Source organism: Streptomyces sp. NBC_00005, from assembly GCF_045160215.1.
Taxonomy (GTDB): Bacteria; Actinomycetota; Actinomycetes; order Streptomycetales; family Streptomycetaceae; genus Streptomyces.
The window spans coordinates 6,353,181-6,372,523 of the sequence record NZ_CP108316.1 but is presented as its reverse complement, the minus strand read 5'-3'; the positions used below and the strand labels follow the sequence as shown (position 1 = coordinate 6,372,523).

19 protein-coding genes are annotated in these 19,343 nt (G+C 71.2%); 12 read left to right on the top strand and 7 right to left on the bottom strand.

The annotated features are described in order from the left end of the window. Positions 1 to 119: 119 nt before the first annotated feature. Entirely contained in the window at positions 120 to 980 is an 861-nt protein-coding gene (locus OG303_RS29340; protein ID WP_405872078.1) for a MurR/RpiR family transcriptional regulator, read from the bottom strand. Continuing rightward, on the bottom strand, positions 980 to 2,494 hold the full coding sequence (locus OG303_RS29335) for an aromatic amino acid ammonia-lyase (protein WP_405872077.1): 1,515 nt from the start codon (positions 2,492 to 2,494) through the stop codon (positions 980 to 982). The genes OG303_RS29340 and OG303_RS29335 overlap by 1 nt, the downstream gene beginning before the upstream one ends. A 142-nt stretch (positions 2,495 to 2,636) precedes the next feature. Here OG303_RS29335 and OG303_RS29330 point away from each other — a divergent pair, with 142 nt between their 5' ends. The 7 genes from OG303_RS29330 to OG303_RS29300 all read left to right on the top strand — a co-directional run bounded on the left by OG303_RS29330 (position 2,637) and on the right by OG303_RS29300 (position 8,951). After that, positions 2,637 to 3,689 carry an ABC transporter ATP-binding protein gene (locus tag OG303_RS29330; protein WP_405872076.1) on the top strand — a complete coding sequence of 351 codons (1,053 nt, stop codon included), beginning with the start codon at positions 2,637 to 2,639 and terminating at the stop codon, positions 3,687 to 3,689. Further along, a complete protein-coding gene (locus tag OG303_RS29325) occupies positions 3,686 to 4,327 on the top strand; it encodes an ABC transporter permease (RefSeq protein ID WP_405872075.1) in 642 nt (213 codons plus the stop codon). The genes OG303_RS29330 and OG303_RS29325 overlap by 4 nt, the downstream gene beginning before the upstream one ends. 1 nt (position 4,328) lies before the next feature. Further along, positions 4,329 to 4,991, top strand: a complete 663-nt coding sequence (locus tag OG303_RS29320) for an ABC transporter permease (protein ID WP_405872074.1) — start codon at positions 4,329 to 4,331, stop codon at positions 4,989 to 4,991. Positions 4,992 to 5,003: 12 nt separating this feature from the next. Continuing rightward, the gene (locus OG303_RS29315) at positions 5,004 to 5,936 is read left to right on the top strand and encodes an ABC transporter substrate-binding protein (RefSeq protein ID WP_405872073.1); all 933 of its coding nucleotides are present in this window, start codon (positions 5,004 to 5,006) and stop codon (positions 5,934 to 5,936) included. Between the two features lie 220 nt (positions 5,937 to 6,156). Continuing rightward, the gene (locus OG303_RS29310) at positions 6,157 to 6,831 is read left to right on the top strand and encodes a carbonic anhydrase (protein ID WP_405872071.1); all 675 of its coding nucleotides are present in this window, start codon (positions 6,157 to 6,159) and stop codon (positions 6,829 to 6,831) included. 54 nt (positions 6,832 to 6,885) lie between these two features. Further along, positions 6,886 to 8,487, top strand: a complete 1,602-nt coding sequence (locus OG303_RS29305; RefSeq protein WP_405872069.1) for a SulP family inorganic anion transporter — start codon at positions 6,886 to 6,888, stop codon at positions 8,485 to 8,487. A 32-nt stretch (positions 8,488 to 8,519) separates the two neighbouring features. Continuing rightward, entirely contained in the window at positions 8,520 to 8,951 is a 432-nt protein-coding gene (locus tag OG303_RS29300; RefSeq protein ID WP_405877542.1) for a hypothetical protein, read from the top strand. Between the two features lie 13 nt (positions 8,952 to 8,964). Here the strand turns inward: OG303_RS29300 and OG303_RS29295 are convergent, their stop codons facing one another. Continuing rightward, complete coding sequence (locus OG303_RS29295) at positions 8,965 to 9,729, bottom strand: SDR family oxidoreductase (RefSeq protein ID WP_405872068.1); 765 nt, start codon at positions 9,727 to 9,729, stop codon at positions 8,965 to 8,967. Positions 9,730 to 9,877: 148 nt separating this feature from the next. Between OG303_RS29295 and OG303_RS29290 the strand changes: the two genes are divergently transcribed. Then, positions 9,878 to 10,729, top strand: a complete 852-nt coding sequence (locus tag OG303_RS29290; protein ID WP_405872066.1) for a helix-turn-helix transcriptional regulator — start codon at positions 9,878 to 9,880, stop codon at positions 10,727 to 10,729. A 352-nt stretch (positions 10,730 to 11,081) separates the two neighbouring features. Here OG303_RS29290 and OG303_RS29285 read toward each other — a convergent pair whose 3' ends face one another. Continuing rightward, positions 11,082 to 12,470: a cystathionine beta-synthase gene (locus OG303_RS29285; protein ID WP_405872064.1), complete on the bottom strand. Its 1,389-nt coding sequence runs from the start codon at positions 12,468 to 12,470 to the stop codon at positions 11,082 to 11,084. A gap of 179 nt (positions 12,471 to 12,649) precedes the next feature. Here OG303_RS29285 and OG303_RS29280 point away from each other — a divergent pair, with 179 nt between their 5' ends. From OG303_RS29280 to OG303_RS29270, 3 genes are all read left to right on the top strand, one after another. Further along, positions 12,650 to 13,708, top strand: coding sequence for an SGNH/GDSL hydrolase family protein (locus OG303_RS29280; RefSeq protein WP_405872062.1), 1,059 nt, complete (start codon positions 12,650 to 12,652; stop codon positions 13,706 to 13,708). 237 nt (positions 13,709 to 13,945) lie between these two features. Continuing rightward, complete coding sequence (locus tag OG303_RS29275) at positions 13,946 to 15,166, top strand: acetyl-CoA C-acetyltransferase (protein WP_405872061.1); 1,221 nt, start codon at positions 13,946 to 13,948, stop codon at positions 15,164 to 15,166. A 295-nt stretch (positions 15,167 to 15,461) separates the two neighbouring features. Further along, positions 15,462 to 16,244, top strand: coding sequence for a hypothetical protein (locus OG303_RS29270; protein WP_405872059.1), 783 nt, complete (start codon positions 15,462 to 15,464; stop codon positions 16,242 to 16,244). A 3-nt stretch (positions 16,245 to 16,247) separates the two neighbouring features. Here the strand turns inward: OG303_RS29270 and OG303_RS29265 are convergent, their stop codons facing one another. Further along, complete coding sequence (locus OG303_RS29265; RefSeq protein WP_405872057.1) at positions 16,248 to 16,559, bottom strand: hypothetical protein; 312 nt, start codon at positions 16,557 to 16,559, stop codon at positions 16,248 to 16,250. Between the two features lie 104 nt (positions 16,560 to 16,663). On the opposite strand from OG303_RS29265, the gene OG303_RS29260 reads away from it, so the two are divergent. Continuing rightward, positions 16,664 to 16,894: a DUF4287 domain-containing protein gene (locus OG303_RS29260; protein WP_150951115.1), complete on the top strand. Its 231-nt coding sequence runs from the start codon at positions 16,664 to 16,666 to the stop codon at positions 16,892 to 16,894. Positions 16,895 to 16,969: 75 nt separating this feature from the next. Here the strand turns inward: OG303_RS29260 and OG303_RS29255 are convergent, their stop codons facing one another. Together OG303_RS29255 and OG303_RS29250 are read right to left on the bottom strand one after the other, a co-directional pair. Further along, positions 16,970 to 17,896, bottom strand: coding sequence for a Bax inhibitor-1/YccA family protein (locus OG303_RS29255; protein WP_405872055.1), 927 nt, complete (start codon positions 17,894 to 17,896; stop codon positions 16,970 to 16,972). Positions 17,897 to 18,109: 213 nt separating this feature from the next. After that, positions 18,110 to 19,285 carry a 4-hydroxybenzoate 3-monooxygenase gene (locus OG303_RS29250; protein ID WP_405872054.1) on the bottom strand — a complete coding sequence of 392 codons (1,176 nt, stop codon included), beginning with the start codon at positions 19,283 to 19,285 and terminating at the stop codon, positions 18,110 to 18,112. Positions 19,286 to 19,343: the final 58 nt, after the last annotated feature.

Here is a 19,343-nt window from a genome sequence, read left to right as displayed (position 1 = left end):
GTTCAGCCTCCCGTCTCACTTCTGTACAGCGTCCGCGAGACGCACGCTAGCGAGGCAACGTGAGACGAATCTGAAAAAGCGCTTCCGGCGGAATCAGGCCTGCTCGGGTCTGCTCGGGCCTACTCCACGAACAGCCCCCGCACCGCCGCCCGCGCGTCGAACTCCTCCAGGCGGGCCTGTGCGTCCGGCAGGTCGTCGCACATCGCCTCCAGCAGGACGCGGCCCAGCAGCATCGGCGCGCAGGCGGTGTCGAAGGCGAGGCCCGTGCCGACGGCGGCGGGCAGCAGCAGGTCGGACACCTTGGCGACCGGTGCGAAGGCCGAGTCGGCGACGGTCACGACCGTGAGCCCGGCCTCCTTCGCGAAGGCCAGCGTGTCCACGACCTCGCGCGGATGCCGGGGCAGCGCGAAGCACAGCAGGGCGCTCGCACCGGCCCGCACGGCGGCCTCGATACGGTCCTGGATCATCGTGCCGCCCTCGTGGAGCAGCCGTACGTCCGGATGGACCTTGGCGGCGAAGTAGGCGAAGCCGTAGGCCTGGGAGGCGGCGGCGCGCAGTCCGAGGACGGGCAGCGGCCTGCTGCCCGCGAGGAGCCGCCCGGCCTTCCGCACGGGCCGCGGGTCGGCCAGCAGCTCCGCGAGGTGCTTGAGGTTCTCGATCTCGGCCTCGACGGCCTGCTGGTACTCGTTGTACGAGCCCGCGTCCGCGGCCTGTTCCGTCGGTGCGACCTCGCGCAGGTGCTTGCGCAGGGCCGGGTAGCCGTCGAAGCCGAGGGCGACGGCGAAGCGGGTCACGGACGGCTGGCTGACCCCGGCCAGCTCGGCCAGCTCGACGCTGGACAGGAACGGGACGTCGGCGGCCCGCCGCACCATGCTGTGCGCGATGCGCCGCTGGGTCGGCGTCAGCCGGTGCCCCTCGAAGAGCGCCTGCAGCCGCCCCGCAGGGCTGTCCACCACACTCATGTCCCTCTCCGCACCCATCACTCGCTCCCCCTCCAGATGTCCGTGAACCGGTCCAGCAGTGCGGCCGCCGCCGTCACGTCGTCCGTGAGCGGCCGGTCGGCCTGGTCCTGGGCCAGCACCGACTCGGCGAGCTCCTGCGCGCGGCCCACCGGCAGGTCCGGGTCGGGCCGCAGGTCGCGCTGGCGCAACGCCCGTACGGCGGCCACGAGTTCGCAGCCGACGACGAGACGGTACGCCCGACAGGTGCGCAGCGTCTGACGTGCGGCGAGCGAGGCGAAGCTGGCCTGTTCCTCGACGCCCCGGGAGAGTACAGCGTGGCCGAGCGACGCGGGAGCGGAGAAGGCCCGCAGGTCGCCGAGGGCGGCCCCGGCGGCGTACTCGAGGATCATCACGCCGGAGGAGGCGGGCACGTCGTCGGCGAGGAAGGGCCGCAGGCGGGTGAAGGAGGGCTCGTTGAGGGTGGACAGCCGGGAGGTCGACAGCCGGGCCACCTGGGTGAGGGCCAGCCTGAAGTGGTCCAGGGCGAGGGCCAGTTGGGCCTGGTAGAAGCCGCCGTGGTGGTAGGCGGCCATGTCCTGGGGTGAGATCAGCGGGTTCTCGGCGGCCGCGTTGATCTCGATCGCGACGACCTCCTCCAGGTTGTCCGCCGCGTCCAGCGCGGGTCCGTGGATCTGGGGCAGACAGCGGAAGCCGTACGGGTCCTGGATCCGGCCGAGTGGCGGGGTGGGCCGGTCGGCCGCGCCGAGCAACTCCCGCATCCGGCGGGCGACTTCGCTGGAGCCCCGGTGCGGGCGGGCGGCGTGCACGGGGGCGGCGTACGCCTCGAACGAGCCGTCGACGGCCAGCAGGGAGAGGGCGCCGACGACCTGGGTGGCCTGCACGAGTCCGCGCAGTTCGTGCAGGGCGAGGGCGGACTGGCCGAGGGTGAGGGCGTTGCTGCTGATGAAGGCCAGCGCGTCGTTGTTGTCGAGCTGCAGCGGCTTGGGCGCGCCCGGCCCCCGCCAGGGGTGCTCACCGGCGAGGGCGAGTCCCGCCTGGGCGAGGGCCGCGATGTCGCCGGTGCCGACCGAGCCGAACTCGTTCACGACGGGGTGGGCGCCGCTCTCCAGCGCCTCGCACAGCGCGGTGACGACGGTGGGCCGCAGCCCGGCGCCGCCCGCGAGGAGCTGGTTGGCCCGGACGGCGACCATGGCCCGCACCTCCCGCGCGGGCAGCTCGTCGCCGATGGCGCCGGCATGGCTGCGCAGCAGCCTGAGCCCGTGCTCGGCGGCCGCCTCGGTGGGCACGTCCTCGTTCCGGTTGGCGCCGACGCCGGTGGAGCGGCCGTAGACGCGTCCGGTCGCGGCGATGCGGCGGGCGGCGTCCCAGGAGTCCTCCACGCGCCGCATCGCCTCGCTGCCGGGGACGGGCCGCGCGGACCCGTCGGCGAGGCGAACGACATCCGCGACGCCGAGGCCGACCCCGTCGAGGACGACGAGACCGGTCCCCCCGGAAAACGGAGTTCGCGGCGTGTCCACGATACGAGACGACATAAGGCCCCAATCTCCCCTCAATCCGGACATCCGATCTTGCTCTTCGGTCATCAGTTACGTCGGATTAACACGGAACCGTTGACAACCTATTCAGCTACCAAGAACTCTGCATGACGTTATACAGCCGGGCAAGGGACAACTCATGATCCAGTTCGATGCGGTCCACAAGCGCTTCCCCAACGGCACGACAGCAGTCCATGATCTCTCCCTGGAAATGCCGGAGGGAGGCGTGACCGTCCTCGTCGGATCCTCCGGTTGCGGCAAGACGACCACCCTGCGGATGATCAACCGGATGATCGAGCCGACCTCCGGAACCATCCAGGTCGGCGGCAAGGACGTCACGCGGCAGGACGCCGCCGAGCTGCGCCGTTCCATCGGGTACGTCATCCAGCAGTCGGGCCTGTTCCCGCACCGCACGGTGCTGGACAACATCGCCACCGTGCCGATCCTGCTCGGCTGGGGGCGCAGGAAGGCCCGCACCCGGGCCGCCGAGCTGCTGGAGACCGTCGGCCTCGCCGCCGACGCCGGCAAGCGCTACCCGCACCAGCTCTCCGGCGGCCAGCAGCAGCGCGTGGGCGTGGCCCGCGCCCTGGCCGCCGACCCGCCGGTGCTCCTCATGGACGAGCCGTTCGGCGCGGTCGACCCGGTGGTGCGCACCCAGCTCCAGGACGAACTGCTGCGCCTGCAGAAGGAGTTGAGCAAGACCATCGTCTTCGTCACGCACGACGTCGACGAGGCGGTCCGGCTGGGCGACCAGATCGCGATCTTCCGCACCGGCGGCCACCTCGTCCAGTGCGCCCCGCCCGCCGAGCTGCTGGCCCGTCCGGCCGACGACTTCGTGGCCGACTTCCTCGGCGCCGAGCGCGGCCTGAAGCTGCTCTCGCTGCGGACCCTCGCGGCCGTCCCGCAGGGCCCGGCCCCCGAGGGCGGCACCTGGACCCTCGTCCTCGACGAGGCGCGCAAGCCACTGCACTGGGCCGACAAGGACGCCGAACTCCCCGTACGGCCGCTGCGGGACGGGGACTCCCTCCTGGCCGCGCTCAACGAGTCGGTCGCCTCCCCCACCGGCCTGATAGCCCGCGTCGACGCGGACGGCGTCCTCACCGGCGTCACCTCCCGCGAGGACATCCACGAGCACGCGGGCCGGGCCCACACCGAGGCGCGCACCCACACGGAGACCGAGGTGGCCGCATGACCATCGACTGGTCGTGGATAGGCGACCACACCGACGACCTCACCAGCCTCACGGTCTCCCACCTCCAGGCCGCCATGACCGCCGTGTTCTTCGGCCTGCTGATCTCGCTGCCGCTCGCGGTGGTCGCGCACCGGGTCCGCCCGCTGCGCGGCTTCCTGCTCGGCCTCTCGAACGTCCTGTTCACGATCCCGTCGATCGCGATCTTCGTGCTCCTGCTGCCGATCAGCGGCCTGACCCGCACCACCACGGTCATCGGCCTGACGGTCTACACCCTGGTCGTGCTGCTGCGGAACACGGTCGAGGGCCTCGACTCGGTCCCCGTGAAGACCAAGGAGGCGGCCAAGGCGATGGGCACGCGCCCCCTGCGCACGCTCCTCACCGTGGAGTTCCCCCTCGCGCTCCCCGTGATCATGGCGGGCGTCCGCATCGCGACGGTCATGTCGATCTCGCTGGTCTCGGTCGCGACCTACATCGGCGACGGCGGCCTCGGCCAGCTCTTCACCGACGGCTTCCAGCGCAACTTCCCGACCCCGGTGATCGTGGGCGTGGTCCTCACGATCCTCCTCGCCGTGGTCGCGGACGCGCTGCTGGTGGCCCTCCAGTACGTGCTGACCCCGTGGAAGAGGCGGCGAGCCTGAGATGTACGAACTGTTCAAGAACCTCGGCAAGTGGCTCACCAGCGGCGCGAGTTGGGCCGGTTCCGACGGCATCGCCCACCGCCTCGCCGAGCACCTCCAGTACTCGCTGCTCGCGACCGTCATCGCGGCCGCTATCGGCCTCCCCCTCGGCCTGCTCATCGGCCACACCGGCAAGGGCGCCTTCGTCGCGATCAACCTCTCGTCCTTCGGCCGCGCCCTGCCGACCGTCGGCCTGGTCGTCCTGGTCTTCCTGGCCGGCGGCCTGTCGATGCTGCCGGTGTACGTGGCCCTGGTCGCCCTCGCGGTCCCGGCGATCGTCACCAACACCTACGCCGGCATGACCGCCGTCGATCCGGACGTGAAGGACGCGGCGCGCGGCCAGGGCATGCGCGGCCACCAGGTCCTGTTCCAGGTCGAGTTGCCGCTCGCGCTCCCGCTGATCATGACGGGCCTGCGCCTCGCGCTGATCCAGGTCGTCGCCACCGCCACGATCGCCGCGTACGTCTCCTTCGGCGGCCTCGGCCGCTACGTCTTCGACGGCCTCGCCCAGCGCGACCTCGTCCAGGTGCTGGGCGGCGCGGTGCTGGTCGCCGTGGTCGCCGTCGTCCTCGACCTCGGACTCAGCACCCTCCAGCGCTTCCTCTTCCGCCACCGCACCGCCTAGGGAACACAGACCATGAACCGACGCACCCTCATCGGCGGCCTGTTCGCGGCCGCCTCCGTCCCCGCCCTGTCCGCGTGCTCGAGCGGCATCACGTCCCTCGACAGCCAGGGCTCCTCCTCCGGTGGCGGCGGCTCCAGCAAGGGCGGAGTCACCATCGGCACCGCCAACTTCACCGAGAACCAGGTGCTGGGCTACCTCTACGCCGCCGTCCTGGAGGCGGCCGGCGTGAAGACGACCGTCCGCCCCAACCTCGGCACCCGCGAGATCCTCATCCCCGCCCTCAAGGGCGGCGACATCGACCTCCTCCCCGAGTACCAGGGCGCCCTCCTGCACTACCTGGACCCCAAGGCGACGGCGACCGAGGAGGGCGCGATGCAGAACGCCCTCGCGATCGCGCTCCCCGCCGGCCTCCAGGTCCTGCCGTACGGCATGGCCGAGGACTCGGACGCCTTCGTGGTCACTCAGGAGACGGCGAAGAAGTACGGCCTGACCTCGCTGGCCGACCTGAAGAAGCAGAACGGCAAGCTGGTCATCGGCGCCTCCGCGGAGGTGAAGAAGCGTCAGGTGGGCGTGGTCGGCCTCAAGGACGTCTACGGCGTGGAGTTCAAGGAGTTCAAGTCCCTCGACTCCTCGGGGCCGTTGGTCAAGGGCGCCCTCAAGAAGGGCGACGTGGACGTGGCGAACCTGTTCACCACCGACACCGACATCCAGGCCAACCACTGGGTGGTCCTCACCGACCCGAAGAACCTCATCCCGGGCCAGCACGTCGTCCCCCTCATCGCCGACCGCAAGGCCGACTCCACGGTCCGCAAGGCGCTCGCCCGCCTCGGCAACGTCCTCACCACCGCCCAGCTCACCGAGCTCAACCGCCAGGTGGACAAGGACAAGAAGGACCCGGAGGACGTGGCGAACGCGTACGCGAAGCAGCACGGCCTGGCGAAGTGACGGCGGGTCACCTCGAGGAATTCCCCGAAGGAGTTCGCCAAGAACGTCTCGACGAACTTCTTCGGAGAACTTCTCGACGAACTTCTCGATCAAGGGGCGGTATCGCAAGAGCGATGATCTGACGTGGAATCGGCCAAGTGTCGTTAAACGGGCACGGAGTGTGACTCTCCGGGTGCTTACGGTGATGGTGCGTGACAAGCACACCACCAGAGGAAGCGTCATGGCCTCGAACCGCAGGGCCTTTCTGACCGCCACGGCCGCCGTCGGCGCGCTGGCAGCCGCCCCCGCGCCGGCGGCCCCCGCCGAACCCGACGACCGCCCCCACCCGACGACCGCCCGCGCCGCCCTGGCCGAACTGCTCGCCGGCAACCGGCGCTACGCCACCGGCCACTCCCGCCACCCCGACGAGGGGCTCCGGCGACGGCACACCCTGGCGACCGTGCAGCACCCGTTCGCCGTGGTCGTCGGCTGCATCGACTCCCGCGTACCGCCGGAGCTGGTCTTCGACCAGGGGCTCGGCGACCTGCTGTGCATAAGGACGGCCGGCCAGGTGCTGGACGAGGCGGTGCTCGCCTCCATCCAGTACGGCGTCGAGGAACTGCGCATCCCACTGGTGCTGGTGCTCGGCCACGAGCGGTGCGGGGCGGTCGCGGCGACGCTGGACCACCTGCGCACGGGCGCCCCGGTCCCCGGCCATCTGGAGCTGCTGGTGGACGAGATCGCCCCGGCCGCCCGCCGCACCCGGGCGCTGCCCGGCGACTGGGCCGAACACACCATGCGGGCCAACACGGTCTGGGTGCGGGACGCGATCCGCGCGGACCCGAGCTTCACGTCGGCCCAGGTGACGGCGGCGCGCTTCGACCTCGACACCGGCCTGGTCTCCCTGCTGCCCTGAACCGCTTCAACCCCCGCTCGCAACCCCCCACTTGAAGCCCACCTGAAGAGACCCATGAACCCCCCTCGCTCGACCCTCTCCGTCCTGCCCTCCCTCGCCGATTTCCGCTCCATGACCCGCGCCCCGCGCCGCGACCTGCTCTGCGGCCTCACCGTCGCCGTCGTCGCCCTCCCCCTGGCCCTCGGTTTCGGAGTCACGTCCGGACTGGGCGCCGCCTCCGGGCTGGCCACCGCGATGGTCGCCGGGGCGCTCGCCGCGCTGTTCGGCGGCAGCGCGCGCCAGGTCAGCGGGCCCACCGGCGCCATGACCGTCGTCCTCGTGCCGATCGTCCACCACTACGGCGCCGACGGCGTCCTGACCGTCGGCCTGCTCGCCGGTTTCATGCTGCTGGCGCTCGCCTTCGCCCGGGCCGGAGCCGCCATGGCGTACGTGCCCGCACCCGTCATCGCCGGCTTCACCATCGGCATCGCGGCGGTGATCGCCCTCCAGCAGGTGCCGAACGCGCTCGGCGTGCCCCTGCCGCACGGCGAGCAGGTCGCCGTCGTCGCGGCGCGCGCCGCGGAGGAGTTCGGACAGGGCCCGCAGTGGTCCGCCCTGTTCCTGGCCCTCGGGTCGGCCGCGCTGATGCTCGCGGGCGCCCGCTGGAAGCCCACCGTGCCCTTCTCCCTGGCGGCGGTCGCGGCCGCGACCGTCGTGGCCGAGGCCCTGCACCTGAACGTCACCCGCCTCGGCTCGCTCCCGGCGTCCCTGCCGGCCCCGTCCCTCGCCTTCCTCGACGTCTCCCGCGTCCCGTCCCTGCTGGCGCCCGCAGCCGCGGTCGCCGCGCTCGCGGCCCTCGAATCGCTCCTCTCCGCCTCGGTCGCCGACGGCATGCGCCCCGGCGAGCGCCACGACCCCGGCAAGGAGCTCTTCGGCCAGGGCATCGCGAACCTCGCCGCCCCGCTCTTCGGCGGCGTACCGGCGACGGGCGCGATCGCCCGCACCGCGGTCAACGTCCGCACCGGCGCCACCTCCCGCCTGGCCGCCCTCGCGCACGCCGTGATCCTGGCCGGGATCGTCGCGGTCGCCGCCCCGCTGGTGGCCCGCATCCCGCTGGCCGCGCTGGCGGGCGTACTGCTCGCGACCGCCGTGCGGATGGTGGAGACGGACGCGGTCCGGGCCATGGCGCGCGCGACCCGCGGCGACGCCCTGGTCCTGGTCCTCACGGCGGCCTCGACGCTCGCCCTGGACCTGGTGCGGGCAGTGCTCATCGGTCTGGGCGTCTCGGTCCTCCTGGCCCTCCGCTCGGCCGTGCGCGGCACCCGCCTCACGCCCGCCGCGACCGACGAACTCCCCGGCGCCTCCGGCACGGTGACGTACCGCTTCGACGGCCCCCTCCTGTTCGCCGCCGCCCACCGCTTCCGCGTGAGCCTCACCGACGTGCAGGGTGTCTCGGCCGTCGACCTGCGTCTGTCGGGCCTGACGGCGGTGGACGCGACCGGCGCGCTGGCCCTGAAGGACGCGGTCGGCGACCTGCGCGGCCGCGGCATCGAGGTCAACATCACCGGGGTCGACCACGGCCACCGCAGGGTGCTGGAGTCGCTCGGGGTGCTCCCGGCAGTCCCCAGCACGAACAGGGGGGCTATCCCCAGTGCGGCGGGCGTCCCCACTCCCTAATCTGAATTCCCATGACGGGAATGGAGACGGGGATGGACGCGCGGGACACCGAGCTCAAGAAGGAACTCAACGCCACCCTGCAGGCACGCAGGGAACTGGGCGAGGAGTACGAGTCCGCGCTGGTCGACTCGTTCCTGGAGAAGGTCGACCAGCGCATCGACGGCGCGGTCGAGCGCCGGGTGCGCCGGCAGCTCGCCGAGCAGCAGATGGTGGTGGCCCGCGGCTCCCGGGCGCCGAAGGCGACGGACTCCTGGGGCGAGCGCTTCGGCTTCGGCATCGTCTCGCTGGTCCTGGCGATCCCGCTGTCCGCGATCGGCGGCGGCATCGCCCATCTGCCCGGCCTGCTGGTCGCCTGGGCGGGCATCGTGGGCGTCAACGCCTTCCAGGCGGTCCGCGGCACCCCCGGCCTCTTCGGCGGCCACCGCCGCAGGTCCGCGAAGGACGACGACCGCTGGGAGGAGTGACCGGCTCCCGGCATCACACCTGCCGGGTCGGCAGCACCATGATCTGCCGCAGGTTGACGTGCCGGGGACGGCTGGTGACGTAGGCGACGAGATCGGCGAGTTCCCCGGCCGCCAGGGTGCCCATCGCCTCGACCATCCCGCCGACCTGCTCCCGCAGACCGTCGTTGTCGATGTGCGAGGCGAGTTCACTCTCCGTGAACCCCGGCTCGATGTTGGTGACCCGCACGTCCCGCGGCCCGAACTCGCCGCGCAGCAGCGCCGAAAGGTGGGTGACCGCGGCCTTCGTCGCCCCGTACACGGCGTAGTTGGTGAAGCCGGTGACATGCGCGCCGATGGACGAGACGTTCACCAGGTCCGCGCTGCGGCCCTGCGCGGCCGCTTCCGTCAGGTCCTCGGCGAAGGCGCCGATGACGCGCAGGACCCCGGTGACGTTGGTGTCGATCATCCGCTGCCACTCGTCGACCCGCGCGTCCTCGATCGGGTTCGGCAGCATGACGCCGGCATTGTTGACGACCAGGTCGACCGTCCCGTACGCCTCGTGGATCCGGTCCGCGGCAGCCGCGACGGACGCGTCGTCGGTGACGTCGGCGACCACGGCCAGCGCCTGCCCGCCGTCCGCCCGGATCTTCCCGACGACGGCATCCAGCCGCTCCGCCCGCCGCGCCAGCAGCGCGACCTTCGCACCCTGCTCAGCCAGCAGTACGGCGACGGCCTCACCGATCCCGCTCGCGGCCCCGGTGACGACGGCGGTGCGGCCGGCCAGGTTCTCGTACGACATGAGTGCTCCTCCAGAGCGAAGCCGCCCGGGCATCTCCCCGGCGATGCCCCTCACTCTTCGCCGCCCCGCCGGCCCTACCCAGGGGTGAGCTTTTCCTGGGTCTGCCAGAACCAGGATGGAATCCCCGCCCTCCCCTACGCTCGAACCCATGGACGGGGACCTCGGAGACTTCCTGCGCTCACGCCGTGCACGCATCCAGCCGGAGGAGGTGGGGCTGCCCTCCTACGGGCGGCGCCGGGTACCCGGCCTGCGCCGCGAGGAGGTGGCGCAGCTGGCCGGCGTCAGCGTCGACTACTACATCCGTCTGGAGCAGGGCCGCGGGCCCGGAGACCCCTCCCGGACGAAGTCCGGGGGAGTTTCGGACGCCGTACTGGACGCCATCGCACGCGTGCTGCGCCTCGACGAGACCGAGCACGCCTATCTGCACGCGGTGGCCCGCCCCCGCCGGCAGTCCGAACGCCCGGCCGCGCCCCGGGTCCGCCAGGGCGTGCAGCTCCTGCTCGACAGCATGGACCGCACCCCCGCCGTCGTGCTGGACCGCCGTATGACCGTCATGGCCTGGAACGCCCTGGCCGACGCGGTGTTCGGCTACAGCGGCACGGCGGCCAAGGCCCGCAGCATCCCGCGCCATGTCCTCCTGGACCCGGTCGCCCACGACCTCTACCCGGAGTGGCAGGCGGTGGCCGCCCAGTGCGTCGCGCATCTGCGGATGCTGGCGGGCCACCACCAGGAGGACCGGCAGCTCACCTCGCTGGTCGGCGAACTCTCCCTCAAGAGCGAGGACTTCCGCCGCCTGTGGGCCGACCACCAGGTCAGGGAGTGCGCATACGGCGTCAAGCGCATCCGGCACCCGGTCGCGGGCCTGCTGACCTTCCCGTACGAAACCCTGACGGTCCCGGGGGACGGGGACCAGACCCTGCTGGTCTACACGCAGGAGCGGGGCTCGGAGACGGAAGAACGGCTTGCGCTGCTGGGAAGTTGGGCCACCACGGGCGCGTAGGCCCACTGGAACGGCACCGCTGAAAAAGCTGTGCGCGGGGACCGCCGCACCCCCGTTGCCGGGGGGCGGGACGACGGCGGTCCCCGCGAAGGACACGGACCGGTCAGGGACGGGTCTCGCATCCGTGGCGTCCATGGAGGTCCGGGAGCCGCTCCGGAGGTCCTTGGACGTTTCGGTGCCGGCTGGGGCGGGGAGCCGCTCCCGCCCTGCCGACACCCACTAATGTGCCGGACCCGTGTTAAGCGTGTGCTGCGTGGACGTGACGCCCTCGTACCACTTCCGCGAAGTCCACGAACGTTGTCGATCACCGCAAATCCGGTGCCGACACGGCCCGTTCACCGGACGTTTCCCGTCACTTCCCGCCCTTGGCAAGGAAGGCCAGCAGGTCCTGGCGGCTGACCACGCCGGTCGGCTTGCCCTCGACGAGGACGATCGCCGCGTCCGCGCCGCCGAGCACGGACATCAGGTCGCCGACCGGCTCGCCGGAGCCGACCTGGGGCAGCGGGGCGGACATGTGCTTCTCCAGCGGGTCCTCGAGGGAGGCCCGCTTGGTGAACAGGGCGTCCAGCAGCTCCCGTTCGACCACGGAACCCACGACCTCGGCGGCCATGACGTCCGGGTGGCCGGCGCCCGGCTTCACGATCGGCATCTGCGAGACGCCGTACTCGCGCAGCACCTCGATGGCCTCGCCGACGGTCTCGTCCGGGTGCATGTGCACGAGGGACGGGATGGCGCCGTGCACCTTGTCGTTCAGGACGTCGGCGACCCGGGCGCTGGGGCCCTCGTCCTCGAGGAAGCCGTAGTCGGCCATCCACTCGTCGTTGAAGATCTTGCTGAGGTAGCCGCGCCCGCTGTCGGGCAGCAGCACGACCACGACGTCGTCCTCGCCGAGCCGCTCGGCGACCCGGAGCGCCGCCACGACCGCCATGCCGCAGGAGCCGCCGACCAGCAGCCCCTCCTCCTTGGCCAGCCGCCGGGTCATCTGGAAGGAGTCCTTGTCGGACACCGCGACGATCTCGTCGGCGACGGTCCGGTCGTAGGCGGTCGGCCAGAAGTCCTCACCGACGCCCTCGACGAGATACGGCCGCCCGGAGCCGCCGGAGTACACGGACCCCTCGGGGTCGGCGCCGACGACCTGCACCTTGCCGTCGCTGACGTCCTTCAGGTACCGCCCGGTCCCGGAGATGGTGCCGCCGGTCCCCACACCCGCCACGAAGTGGGTGATCCGCCCCTCCGTCTGCTCCCACAGCTCGGGGCCGGTGGAGTGGTAGTGGGAGAGGGGGTTGTTGGGGTTGGAGTACTGGTCGGGCTTCCAGGCGCCCGGCGTCTCGCGCACCAGCCGGTCGGAGACGTTGTAGTACGAGTCCGGGTGCTCGGGGTCGACGGCCGTCGGGCACACCACGACCTCCGCCCCGTACGCCCGCAACACGTTGATCTTGTCGGTGCTCACCTTGTCGGGGCACACGAAGATGCAGTGGTACCCCTTCTGCTGGGCCACGATGGCCAGGCCGACCCCGGTGTTCCCACTGGTCGGCTCCACGATCGTCCCGCCCGGCTTGAGCGCGCCGCTCTCCTCCGCCGCCTCGATCATGCGCAGGGCGATGCGGTCCTTCACGGAGCCGCCCGGGTTGAAGTACTCGACCTTGGCCAGGACGGTCGCCCCAATGCCCTTGGTCACGCTGTTGAGCCTCAGCAGCGGGGTGTTGCCGACGAGACTGATCATCGAGTCGTGGAATTGCACCGTTGTCTCCGGATGCTTGCAAAAGAAGTGGTCGTGATTGTTCCGCCAGCCTACGGCTCGCAGGAGCTCGGGCGTCTGGGGGTTTCCCCCAGAAGGAACAGCACTCGCGGTTGAGATTGGCGAACGGCCTGTACGGGGCAAGGAGTGGATGTACGGCTACGAGGAGGTGGCGGCGACGCATGACGAGCATGTCGAGGGCGAGGGTGGCCCGGCGGATCGCGGCCGGCGCGGCATACGGCGGTGGCGGGGTCGGGCTGGCCGGCGCGGCCGCCGTCGGTCTGGTGCTGGCGGAGGTCCACCTGGCCAGGCGTCACGTGGGTAACGGCTCCGGAGGGCGCGTCCCGGTGGCGGACGGCCTGTACGGCAACGCGTACACCACCCCGGACGAACCGCCCCTGCGCCTGACGATGCTGGGTGACTCCACGGCCGCGGGCCAGGGCGTCCACCGGGCGGGCCAGACGCCGGGCGCACTGCTGGCGTCGGGCCTGGCGGCGGTGGCGGAACGCCCGGTGGAACTGCACAACGTGGCCCTCCCGGGGGCCACCTCCGACGACCTGGACCGCCAGGTGGCCCTGGTCCTGGCGAACCCTTCCCTGGTGCCGGACATCTGCGTGATCATGATCGGCGCGAACGACGTCACCCACCGCATGCCGGCCACCCGTTCGGTGCGCCACCTCTCGTCGACGGTGCGGCGGCTGCGCACGGCAGGCGCGGAGGTGGTGGTCGCCACCTGCCCCGACCTGGGCACGGTGGAACGGGTGCAGCAGCCGCTGCGCTGGCTGGCCCGCCGGGCCTCCCGCCAGCTGGCGGCCGCCCAGACCATCGGCACCGTCGAACAGGGCGGCCGCACGGTGTCCCTGGGCGACCTCCTGGGCCCCGAGTTCGAGGCGAACCCCCGCGAACTGTTCGGCCCCGACAACTACCACCCCTCGGCCGAGGGCTACGCGACGGCGGCCATGGCGGTACTGCCGACACTCTGCGCGGCCCTGGGCCTGTGGCCGGCGGAAGAGGAACGCCCCGACGTCTCCCGCCGCGAGGGCTTCCTCCCGGTGGCAAAGGCAGCCGCGGAGGCCGCCTCGGAAGCAGGCACAGAGGTCACAGCAGCCATGCCGACGGGCCCCCGGGGCCCATGGGCCCTGCTCAAGCGAAGGCGGCGGAGGAGGGTGTCGGAGCCGGATCGGGAATCGGACCGGAAGTCGAAGCCGACATCCGCCCCCTCCAGCCCGTCCGGCGTGTGAGGACGAGGCCGTTCGGGCCGAAGCGGGAGTCTGGGGGCGGCAGCCCCCAGGCACGGCAACCGACACCGACGGCGCCACCGACAGCCGACCCGCACCCCTTTCCGGCCCAACCGCCGGAGGCCCAAGCAAGCGCTTAGAAAGTGCGGTCAGGGTCACACCCCGACACGGGTGACCGAGCTCATACGTACGGGTAACTTCCAAGACAGCCCTACACCCCCGTACGCCAATGGAGCCGTGATGCCCGAAGCCGTGATCGTCTCGACCGCCCGCTCCCCCATCGGCCGCGCCTTCAAGGGCTCTCTCAAGGACCTGCGCCCGGACGACCTCACCGCCACGATCATCCAGGCGGCCCTGGCCAAGGTCCCCGAGCTGGACCCGAGGGACATCGAGGACCTCATGCTCGGCTGCGGCCTCCCCGGCGGCGAGCAGGGCCACAACCTCGGCCGCATCGTCGCCGTCCAGATGGGAATGGACCACCTCCCCGGCTGCACGGTCACCCGCTACTGTTCCTCGTCCCTCCAGACGAGCCGCATGGCCCTGCACGCCATCAAGGCCGGCGAGGGCGACGTGTTCATCTCGGCCGGCGTCGAGATGGTCTCCCGGTACATCAAGGGCAACTCCGACAGCCTCCCCGACACGCACAACCCCCTCTTCGCCGAGGCCGAGGCCCGCACCGCCGAGGTCGCCCAGCAGGAGGGCACCACCTGGCACGACCCGCGCGAGGACGGCCTCGTCCCCGACCCCTACATCGCGATGGGCCAGACCGCCGAGAACCTGGCCCGCATCAAGGGCGTCACCCGCCAGGACATGGACGAGTTCGGCGTCCGCTCGCAGAACCTCGCCGAGGAAGCCCTCAAGAACGGCTTCTGGGAGCGGGAGATCACCCCGGTGACGCTGCCCGACGGCACGGTCGTCTCCAAGGACGACGGCCCGCGCGCCGGCGTCACCCTGGAGGGCGTCCAGGGCCTCAAGCCGGTCTTCCGCCCGGACGGACTCGTCACCGCCGCCAACTGCTGCCCCCTGAACGACGGTGCGGCCGCGGTCGTCATCATGAGCGACACCAAGGCCCGCGAGCTGGGCCTGACCCCGCTCGCCCGCATCGTGTCCACCGGCGTCTCCGGCCTGTCCCCCGAGATCATGGGCCTCGGCCCGGTCGAGGCCTCGCAGCACGCCCTGCGCCGCGCCGGCCTCACCATCGACGACATCGACCTGGTCGAGATCAACGAGGCGTTCGCCGCCCAGGTGATCCCCTCCTACCGCGACCTCGGCATCGACCTCGACAAGCTGAACGTCAACGGTGGCGCCATCGCCGTCGGCCACCCCTTCGGCATGACCGGCGCCCGCATCACCGGCACGCTCATCAACTCCCTCCAGTTCCACGACAAGCAGTTCGGCCTGGAGACGATGTGCGTCGGCGGCGGCCAGGGCATGGCGATGGTCATCGAGCGCCTCAGCTGAGCCGGCGGAGCCGACCGGACGGACTCGTTCCGTAACCGTCGCGGCACCAACGGTGAGCCAATGGCCCGGAGTCGGGGAAAACCCCGGCCTCCGGGCCGTTTTGTGATCCAATCTCCCCCAGGATGTGACCTATCTCCCTTAGAGGAGGGATTTACGCAGGTCAGCGCCGGTACGGCAGTAAACCCCGGGCCCAAACTCCTGCCCGTTTCGTGACGTTACGCACTGACAGCTGGTTAGTCCGCCCTTCAAGCTGATGTAGGAAGTCGGGGGTCGACTTTGAACCGGGAGTACGTCAGTGAGCGCCATGCCGATCGCTTTGCTGGTCATCACGGCCGCCACCGGCGCCGTGGGCGTCGCCGTCCTGCGCACGCTCATGGTGCTGCGCCGTGAGGTCGCGGTACTGCACACCCAGCTCGCCGAGAACCGCGCCCCGCGCGGTCTCGTGCCGGCCGCCCGTTCCTCGGAGGCCGACGAGATACGCGCCGCCGTCGCCGAGGCGCTCGCCGAGGAGCGCGAGCGCGAACTCGCCGAGGCGCGCGCCTTCTGGGCCGCCCAGGAGGCCCGTGACGCCTCCGACACGCCCTCGCTGCTGGGCCTCCCGGACAGCGAGCTGTTCCTGCCCCGGCAGAGCGACTTCGTGGGCCTCGAGCCGCTGGAGCCGGTGGCCGAGCCGACCGCGGACGCCGAGGAGTTCGCGGGCGACTCCCCCGAACTGGCCGCGGCCCGCCGCCGCCACCCCTCCCACCCGGACTTCGTCCCGGTCCAGTCACCGGTCGTGAACGACCATGAGCGCACGGTGGCCACCCTCGAGGAACTGGCCTCGTCCCGCGTCGAACTGGCCGACGTCCGCCCGGGCCCGCTCGGCACCCTCGACGTCTACGTCTTCACCGACGGCACCACGCTCTGCATGACCCCGGGCCACCGCGAGACGGCGGAACGCCTGGCGACCGCTCTGCGCGCGGGCGAAACACCGGTACTGCTGGGCGGCTCGGGCATCTCGGGCGCGTACACGCTGACGTTCGAGTGCGGTGCGGAGAACGTCTACATCCTGGCGGACAGGGTCATAGCGTCCCTCTAGGAATCACACCCCGGCACGCTGCTGGGCCTGCGTCACCAGTTCCACCGCTTCGGCAACTGCGCCCTCGTCCGGCAGGACGAGGGCCAAGTCATGCACGGCAACGGTGATTTGGTCGGCGGCGGCGAACATCCCGGCGTCGGGCATCTCGCGGGGCTCGGTACCGGGCTCCTCCATGAGCTGCGCCCGCCGGGCCATCTCCCTGGCGAGCCCAAGAGCCTCAGCAGCGGCTCCCCGCTGCAGCCGACTCTGCGGCGCCGCCCGCAGACGGTCGGCAAAGTGATCCACGGCACGAGTCAAAGGCGTCGTATCAACCACGCGGTGAGCGTACGCGTCGCATCCCGACTGTTGCCAACGGGCGAACGCTCAGGCACGGTGACCTGAAGGACCGGCTTACATCCCCTTTGCGTCCGGAGGCGCCGATGTCCCACGTCCTCTCCGAGGAGACCCACCGCAACATGCTCGCCCGCATCCCCCACTGCACCGGTCGTGAAGTCTCCGACTGGCTCCGCACCGTCGACGAAGGCCCCGCCCTCTTCCGCTTCGAGGAGAAGGTCAGCTGGCTCCGCCACGAACACAACCTCGCGTACGGCCACGCGAAGGCGATCATCCACGAGTACGACTTGAGGAGGGCCGCGCGCAAACTGCTCTAGGCGGCGCGCACCGGGACAACGACGAAGGGCCCCGGGTCGCGACCCGGGGCCCTTCGCTGCACAACCGTCCAGCGACTAGTCGTTGCTGTTGAGGATCGCGATGATCCGCAGGAACTCCATGTAGATCCACACCAGCGTCAGCGTCAGGCCGAAGGCCGCCAGCCACGCTTCTTCCTTCGGCGCGCCGTAGGCGATGCCGTCCTCGACCTGCTTGAAGTCCAGGGCGAGGAAGCACGCGCCGAGCAGGATCCCGACGACGCCGAAGACGACACCGAGCGGGCCGCTGCGGAAGCCGAGGCCGTCACCGCCGCCGAAGACGGCGAACAGCAGGTTCACCATCATCAGCAGGACGAAGCCGATCGCGGCCGCCATCACGAAGCCGTAGAAGCGGCGGTTGACGCGGATCCAGCCCGCCCGGTAGGCGATCAGCACACCGGCGAACACCGCCATCGTGCCGATCACGGCCTGCATGGCCGCGCCGCTCGCGATGCGGTTGTCGACGATGCTGGAGACGACGCCGAGGAAGACACCCTCGAACGCGGCGTACGACAGGATCAGGCCCGGCGAGGCCTTGCGCTTGAAGGACTGGACGAACGCCAGGACCATGCCGATCAGCGCGGCACCGATGCCGATGCCGTAGGACTTGCTGATGTGGGCGTCGTCGACCGGCAGCAGCGCCCAGGCGAGCGCGGCCGTGACGATCAGGGTGCCGAGCGTGGTTCCCGTGCGCAGGACGACGTCGTCCATCGTCATCCGGCCGGTGGTGGCCGGGGCCTGCGGCGGGGCGCCCTGCTGCAGGTCCTGCTGGGCGTAGGGGTTCTGCGCGTACGGGTTCTGCGCGTAGGGGTCGCCGGTCGGCTGGGCGTACGGATTGCCCTGCGCGTACGGGTTGCCCTGCGTGCCGACAGCCTGTCCCCCGGCCTGCGGCGAGGCGTTGAAGCCCGCGTAGCCGTTGTCGCGGCTGAACCCCCGTCGCGAGAAGACCGGGTTTCTGCTCCTCATTGCACTCCTCCATGGCCACACTGCGCGGCCTTGGCATCAGGGTAATAGGTAGGCAAAGGATTGACCCTAGTGCTTGGGGAGGATCTTTCCCTCGTCGTGCTGCGCAACACGCTACGCGGGTCGGTGATTCCCCTCACCACAGGGCCCCATTCATGACCAACCTGCGACATGGCCGGAACCCGCCGGAGATCACCTCCTTACGCCACCCGTACGTCACCCGATCGGGAAGCCCGTGTACCCCTCGGCGAGGTCGGTCTCGGCCGCCCGCGAGGAGGCGATGCGCTCGAGCCGGGCGAGCTGGAGCCGCTCCTCGAAGGGCGTGGCGTCGGGGGCGCGATGCAGGAGCGTCGTCATGTCGTAGGAGAACCGCTCGGCCTGCCAGACACGGCGCAGACAGGTCGCCGAGTAGGCGTCGAGGAGCTCCGCCGAACGGGTCTCCTTCTGGTACGTCAGCGCCCGCGCGAAGGTGACGACGTCCCCCACGGCGAGATTCAGCCCCTTGGCGCCGGTGGGCGGCACGATGTGCGCGGCGTCGCCGGCCAGGAACAGACGCCCGTACCGCATGGGTTCGTGGACGTACGACCGCATCGGCGTCAGCGACTTCTGGGTGATCGGCCCGCGCTCCAGCCGCCACCCGTCCGCCGTCTCGAAGCGCCGCTCCAGCTCGTCCCAGATCTCCTCGTCCCCCCACGCCTCGGCGTCCGTACCCTCGGGCACCTGGAGGTAGAGGCGGGAGACGGACGGGGAGCGCATGGACAGCAGGGCGAAGCCGCGGTCGTGGCGGGCGTAGACGAGCTCGTCGTGCGAGGGCGGTACGTCGGCGAGGACGCCGAGCCAGCCGAAGGGATACGTCCGCTCGAAGACGCGGGTCAGTTCGGCGGGGATCGCCTTGCGGGCCACGCCCCAGAACCCGTCGCACCCGACGACGTAGTCGCACTCCAGCACGTCCTCGCGGCCCTCGTACCGGAACCGCACCCGCGGCCTCTCACTGCCGGCCTCCTCGACCGCCAGCGCCTCGGCCTCGAACAGCAGCGGGCCGCCCTCCTTGAGTTGGAGGGCGATGAGGTCCTTGCACACCTCGGTCTGGGCGTAGACCATCACGGTCCGCCCACCGGTGAGGGCGGGAAAGTCGACGCGGTGGCGCTTCCTCGCGTACCGCAGCTCGATGCCGTCGTGACGCAGCCCCTCCCGGTCCATGCGCTCCCCGGCCCCGGCCGCCCGCAGCACGTCCACCGTGCCCTGCTCCAGGATCCCGGCCCGCTGCCGCTGCTCGACGTAGGCACGGTCACGGCTCTCGAGCACGACCGAGTCGATGCCGGCGTTGTGGAGCAGCCGGGCGAGCAGGAGACCGGCGGGGCCGGCTCCGATGATGCCGACGGTGGTGTGCATCGGGCGTTCCCTTCGGGTGAGCGTCATGGCGACTCGATCATCTATTGTTGTTCGTGTA

What these genes read in the sequence shown, in the direction of transcription:
- OG303_RS29260 (WP_150951115.1), top strand. Translation starts at nt 16,664, where the DNA reads ATGTCCCACGTCCTCTCCGAGGAGACCCACCGCAACATGCTCGCCCGC.
- OG303_RS29305 (WP_405872069.1), top strand. Translation starts at nt 6,886, where the DNA reads ATGAACCCCCCTCGCTCGACCCTCTCCGTCCTGCCCTCCCTCGCCGAT.
- OG303_RS29255 (WP_405872055.1), bottom strand. Translation starts at nt 17,896, where the DNA reads ATGAGGAGCAGAAACCCGGTCTTCTCGCGACGGGGGTTCAGCCGCGAC.
- OG303_RS29330 (WP_405872076.1), top strand. Translation starts at nt 2,637, where the DNA reads ATGATCCAGTTCGATGCGGTCCACAAGCGCTTCCCCAACGGCACGACA.
- OG303_RS29340 (WP_405872078.1), bottom strand. Translation starts at nt 980, where the DNA reads ATGGGTGCGGAGAGGGACATGAGTGTGGTGGACAGCCCTGCGGGGCGG.
- OG303_RS29290 (WP_405872066.1), top strand. Translation starts at nt 9,878, where the DNA reads ATGGACGGGGACCTCGGAGACTTCCTGCGCTCACGCCGTGCACGCATC.
- OG303_RS29310 (WP_405872071.1), top strand. Translation starts at nt 6,157, where the DNA reads ATGGCCTCGAACCGCAGGGCCTTTCTGACCGCCACGGCCGCCGTCGGC.
- OG303_RS29250 (WP_405872054.1), bottom strand. Translation starts at nt 19,285, where the DNA reads ATGCACACCACCGTCGGCATCATCGGAGCCGGCCCCGCCGGTCTCCTG.
- OG303_RS29335 (WP_405872077.1), bottom strand. Translation starts at nt 2,494, where the DNA reads ATGTCGTCTCGTATCGTGGACACGCCGCGAACTCCGTTTTCCGGGGGG.
- OG303_RS29300 (WP_405877542.1), top strand. Translation starts at nt 8,520, where the DNA reads ATGGACGCGCGGGACACCGAGCTCAAGAAGGAACTCAACGCCACCCTG.
- OG303_RS29320 (WP_405872074.1), top strand. Translation starts at nt 4,329, where the DNA reads ATGTACGAACTGTTCAAGAACCTCGGCAAGTGGCTCACCAGCGGCGCG.
- OG303_RS29315 (WP_405872073.1), top strand. Translation starts at nt 5,004, where the DNA reads ATGAACCGACGCACCCTCATCGGCGGCCTGTTCGCGGCCGCCTCCGTC.
- OG303_RS29280 (WP_405872062.1), top strand. Translation starts at nt 12,650, where the DNA reads ATGACGAGCATGTCGAGGGCGAGGGTGGCCCGGCGGATCGCGGCCGGC.
- OG303_RS29275 (WP_405872061.1), top strand. Translation starts at nt 13,946, where the DNA reads ATGCCCGAAGCCGTGATCGTCTCGACCGCCCGCTCCCCCATCGGCCGC.
- OG303_RS29295 (WP_405872068.1), bottom strand. Translation starts at nt 9,729, where the DNA reads ATGTCGTACGAGAACCTGGCCGGCCGCACCGCCGTCGTCACCGGGGCC.
- OG303_RS29325 (WP_405872075.1), top strand. Translation starts at nt 3,686, where the DNA reads ATGACCATCGACTGGTCGTGGATAGGCGACCACACCGACGACCTCACC.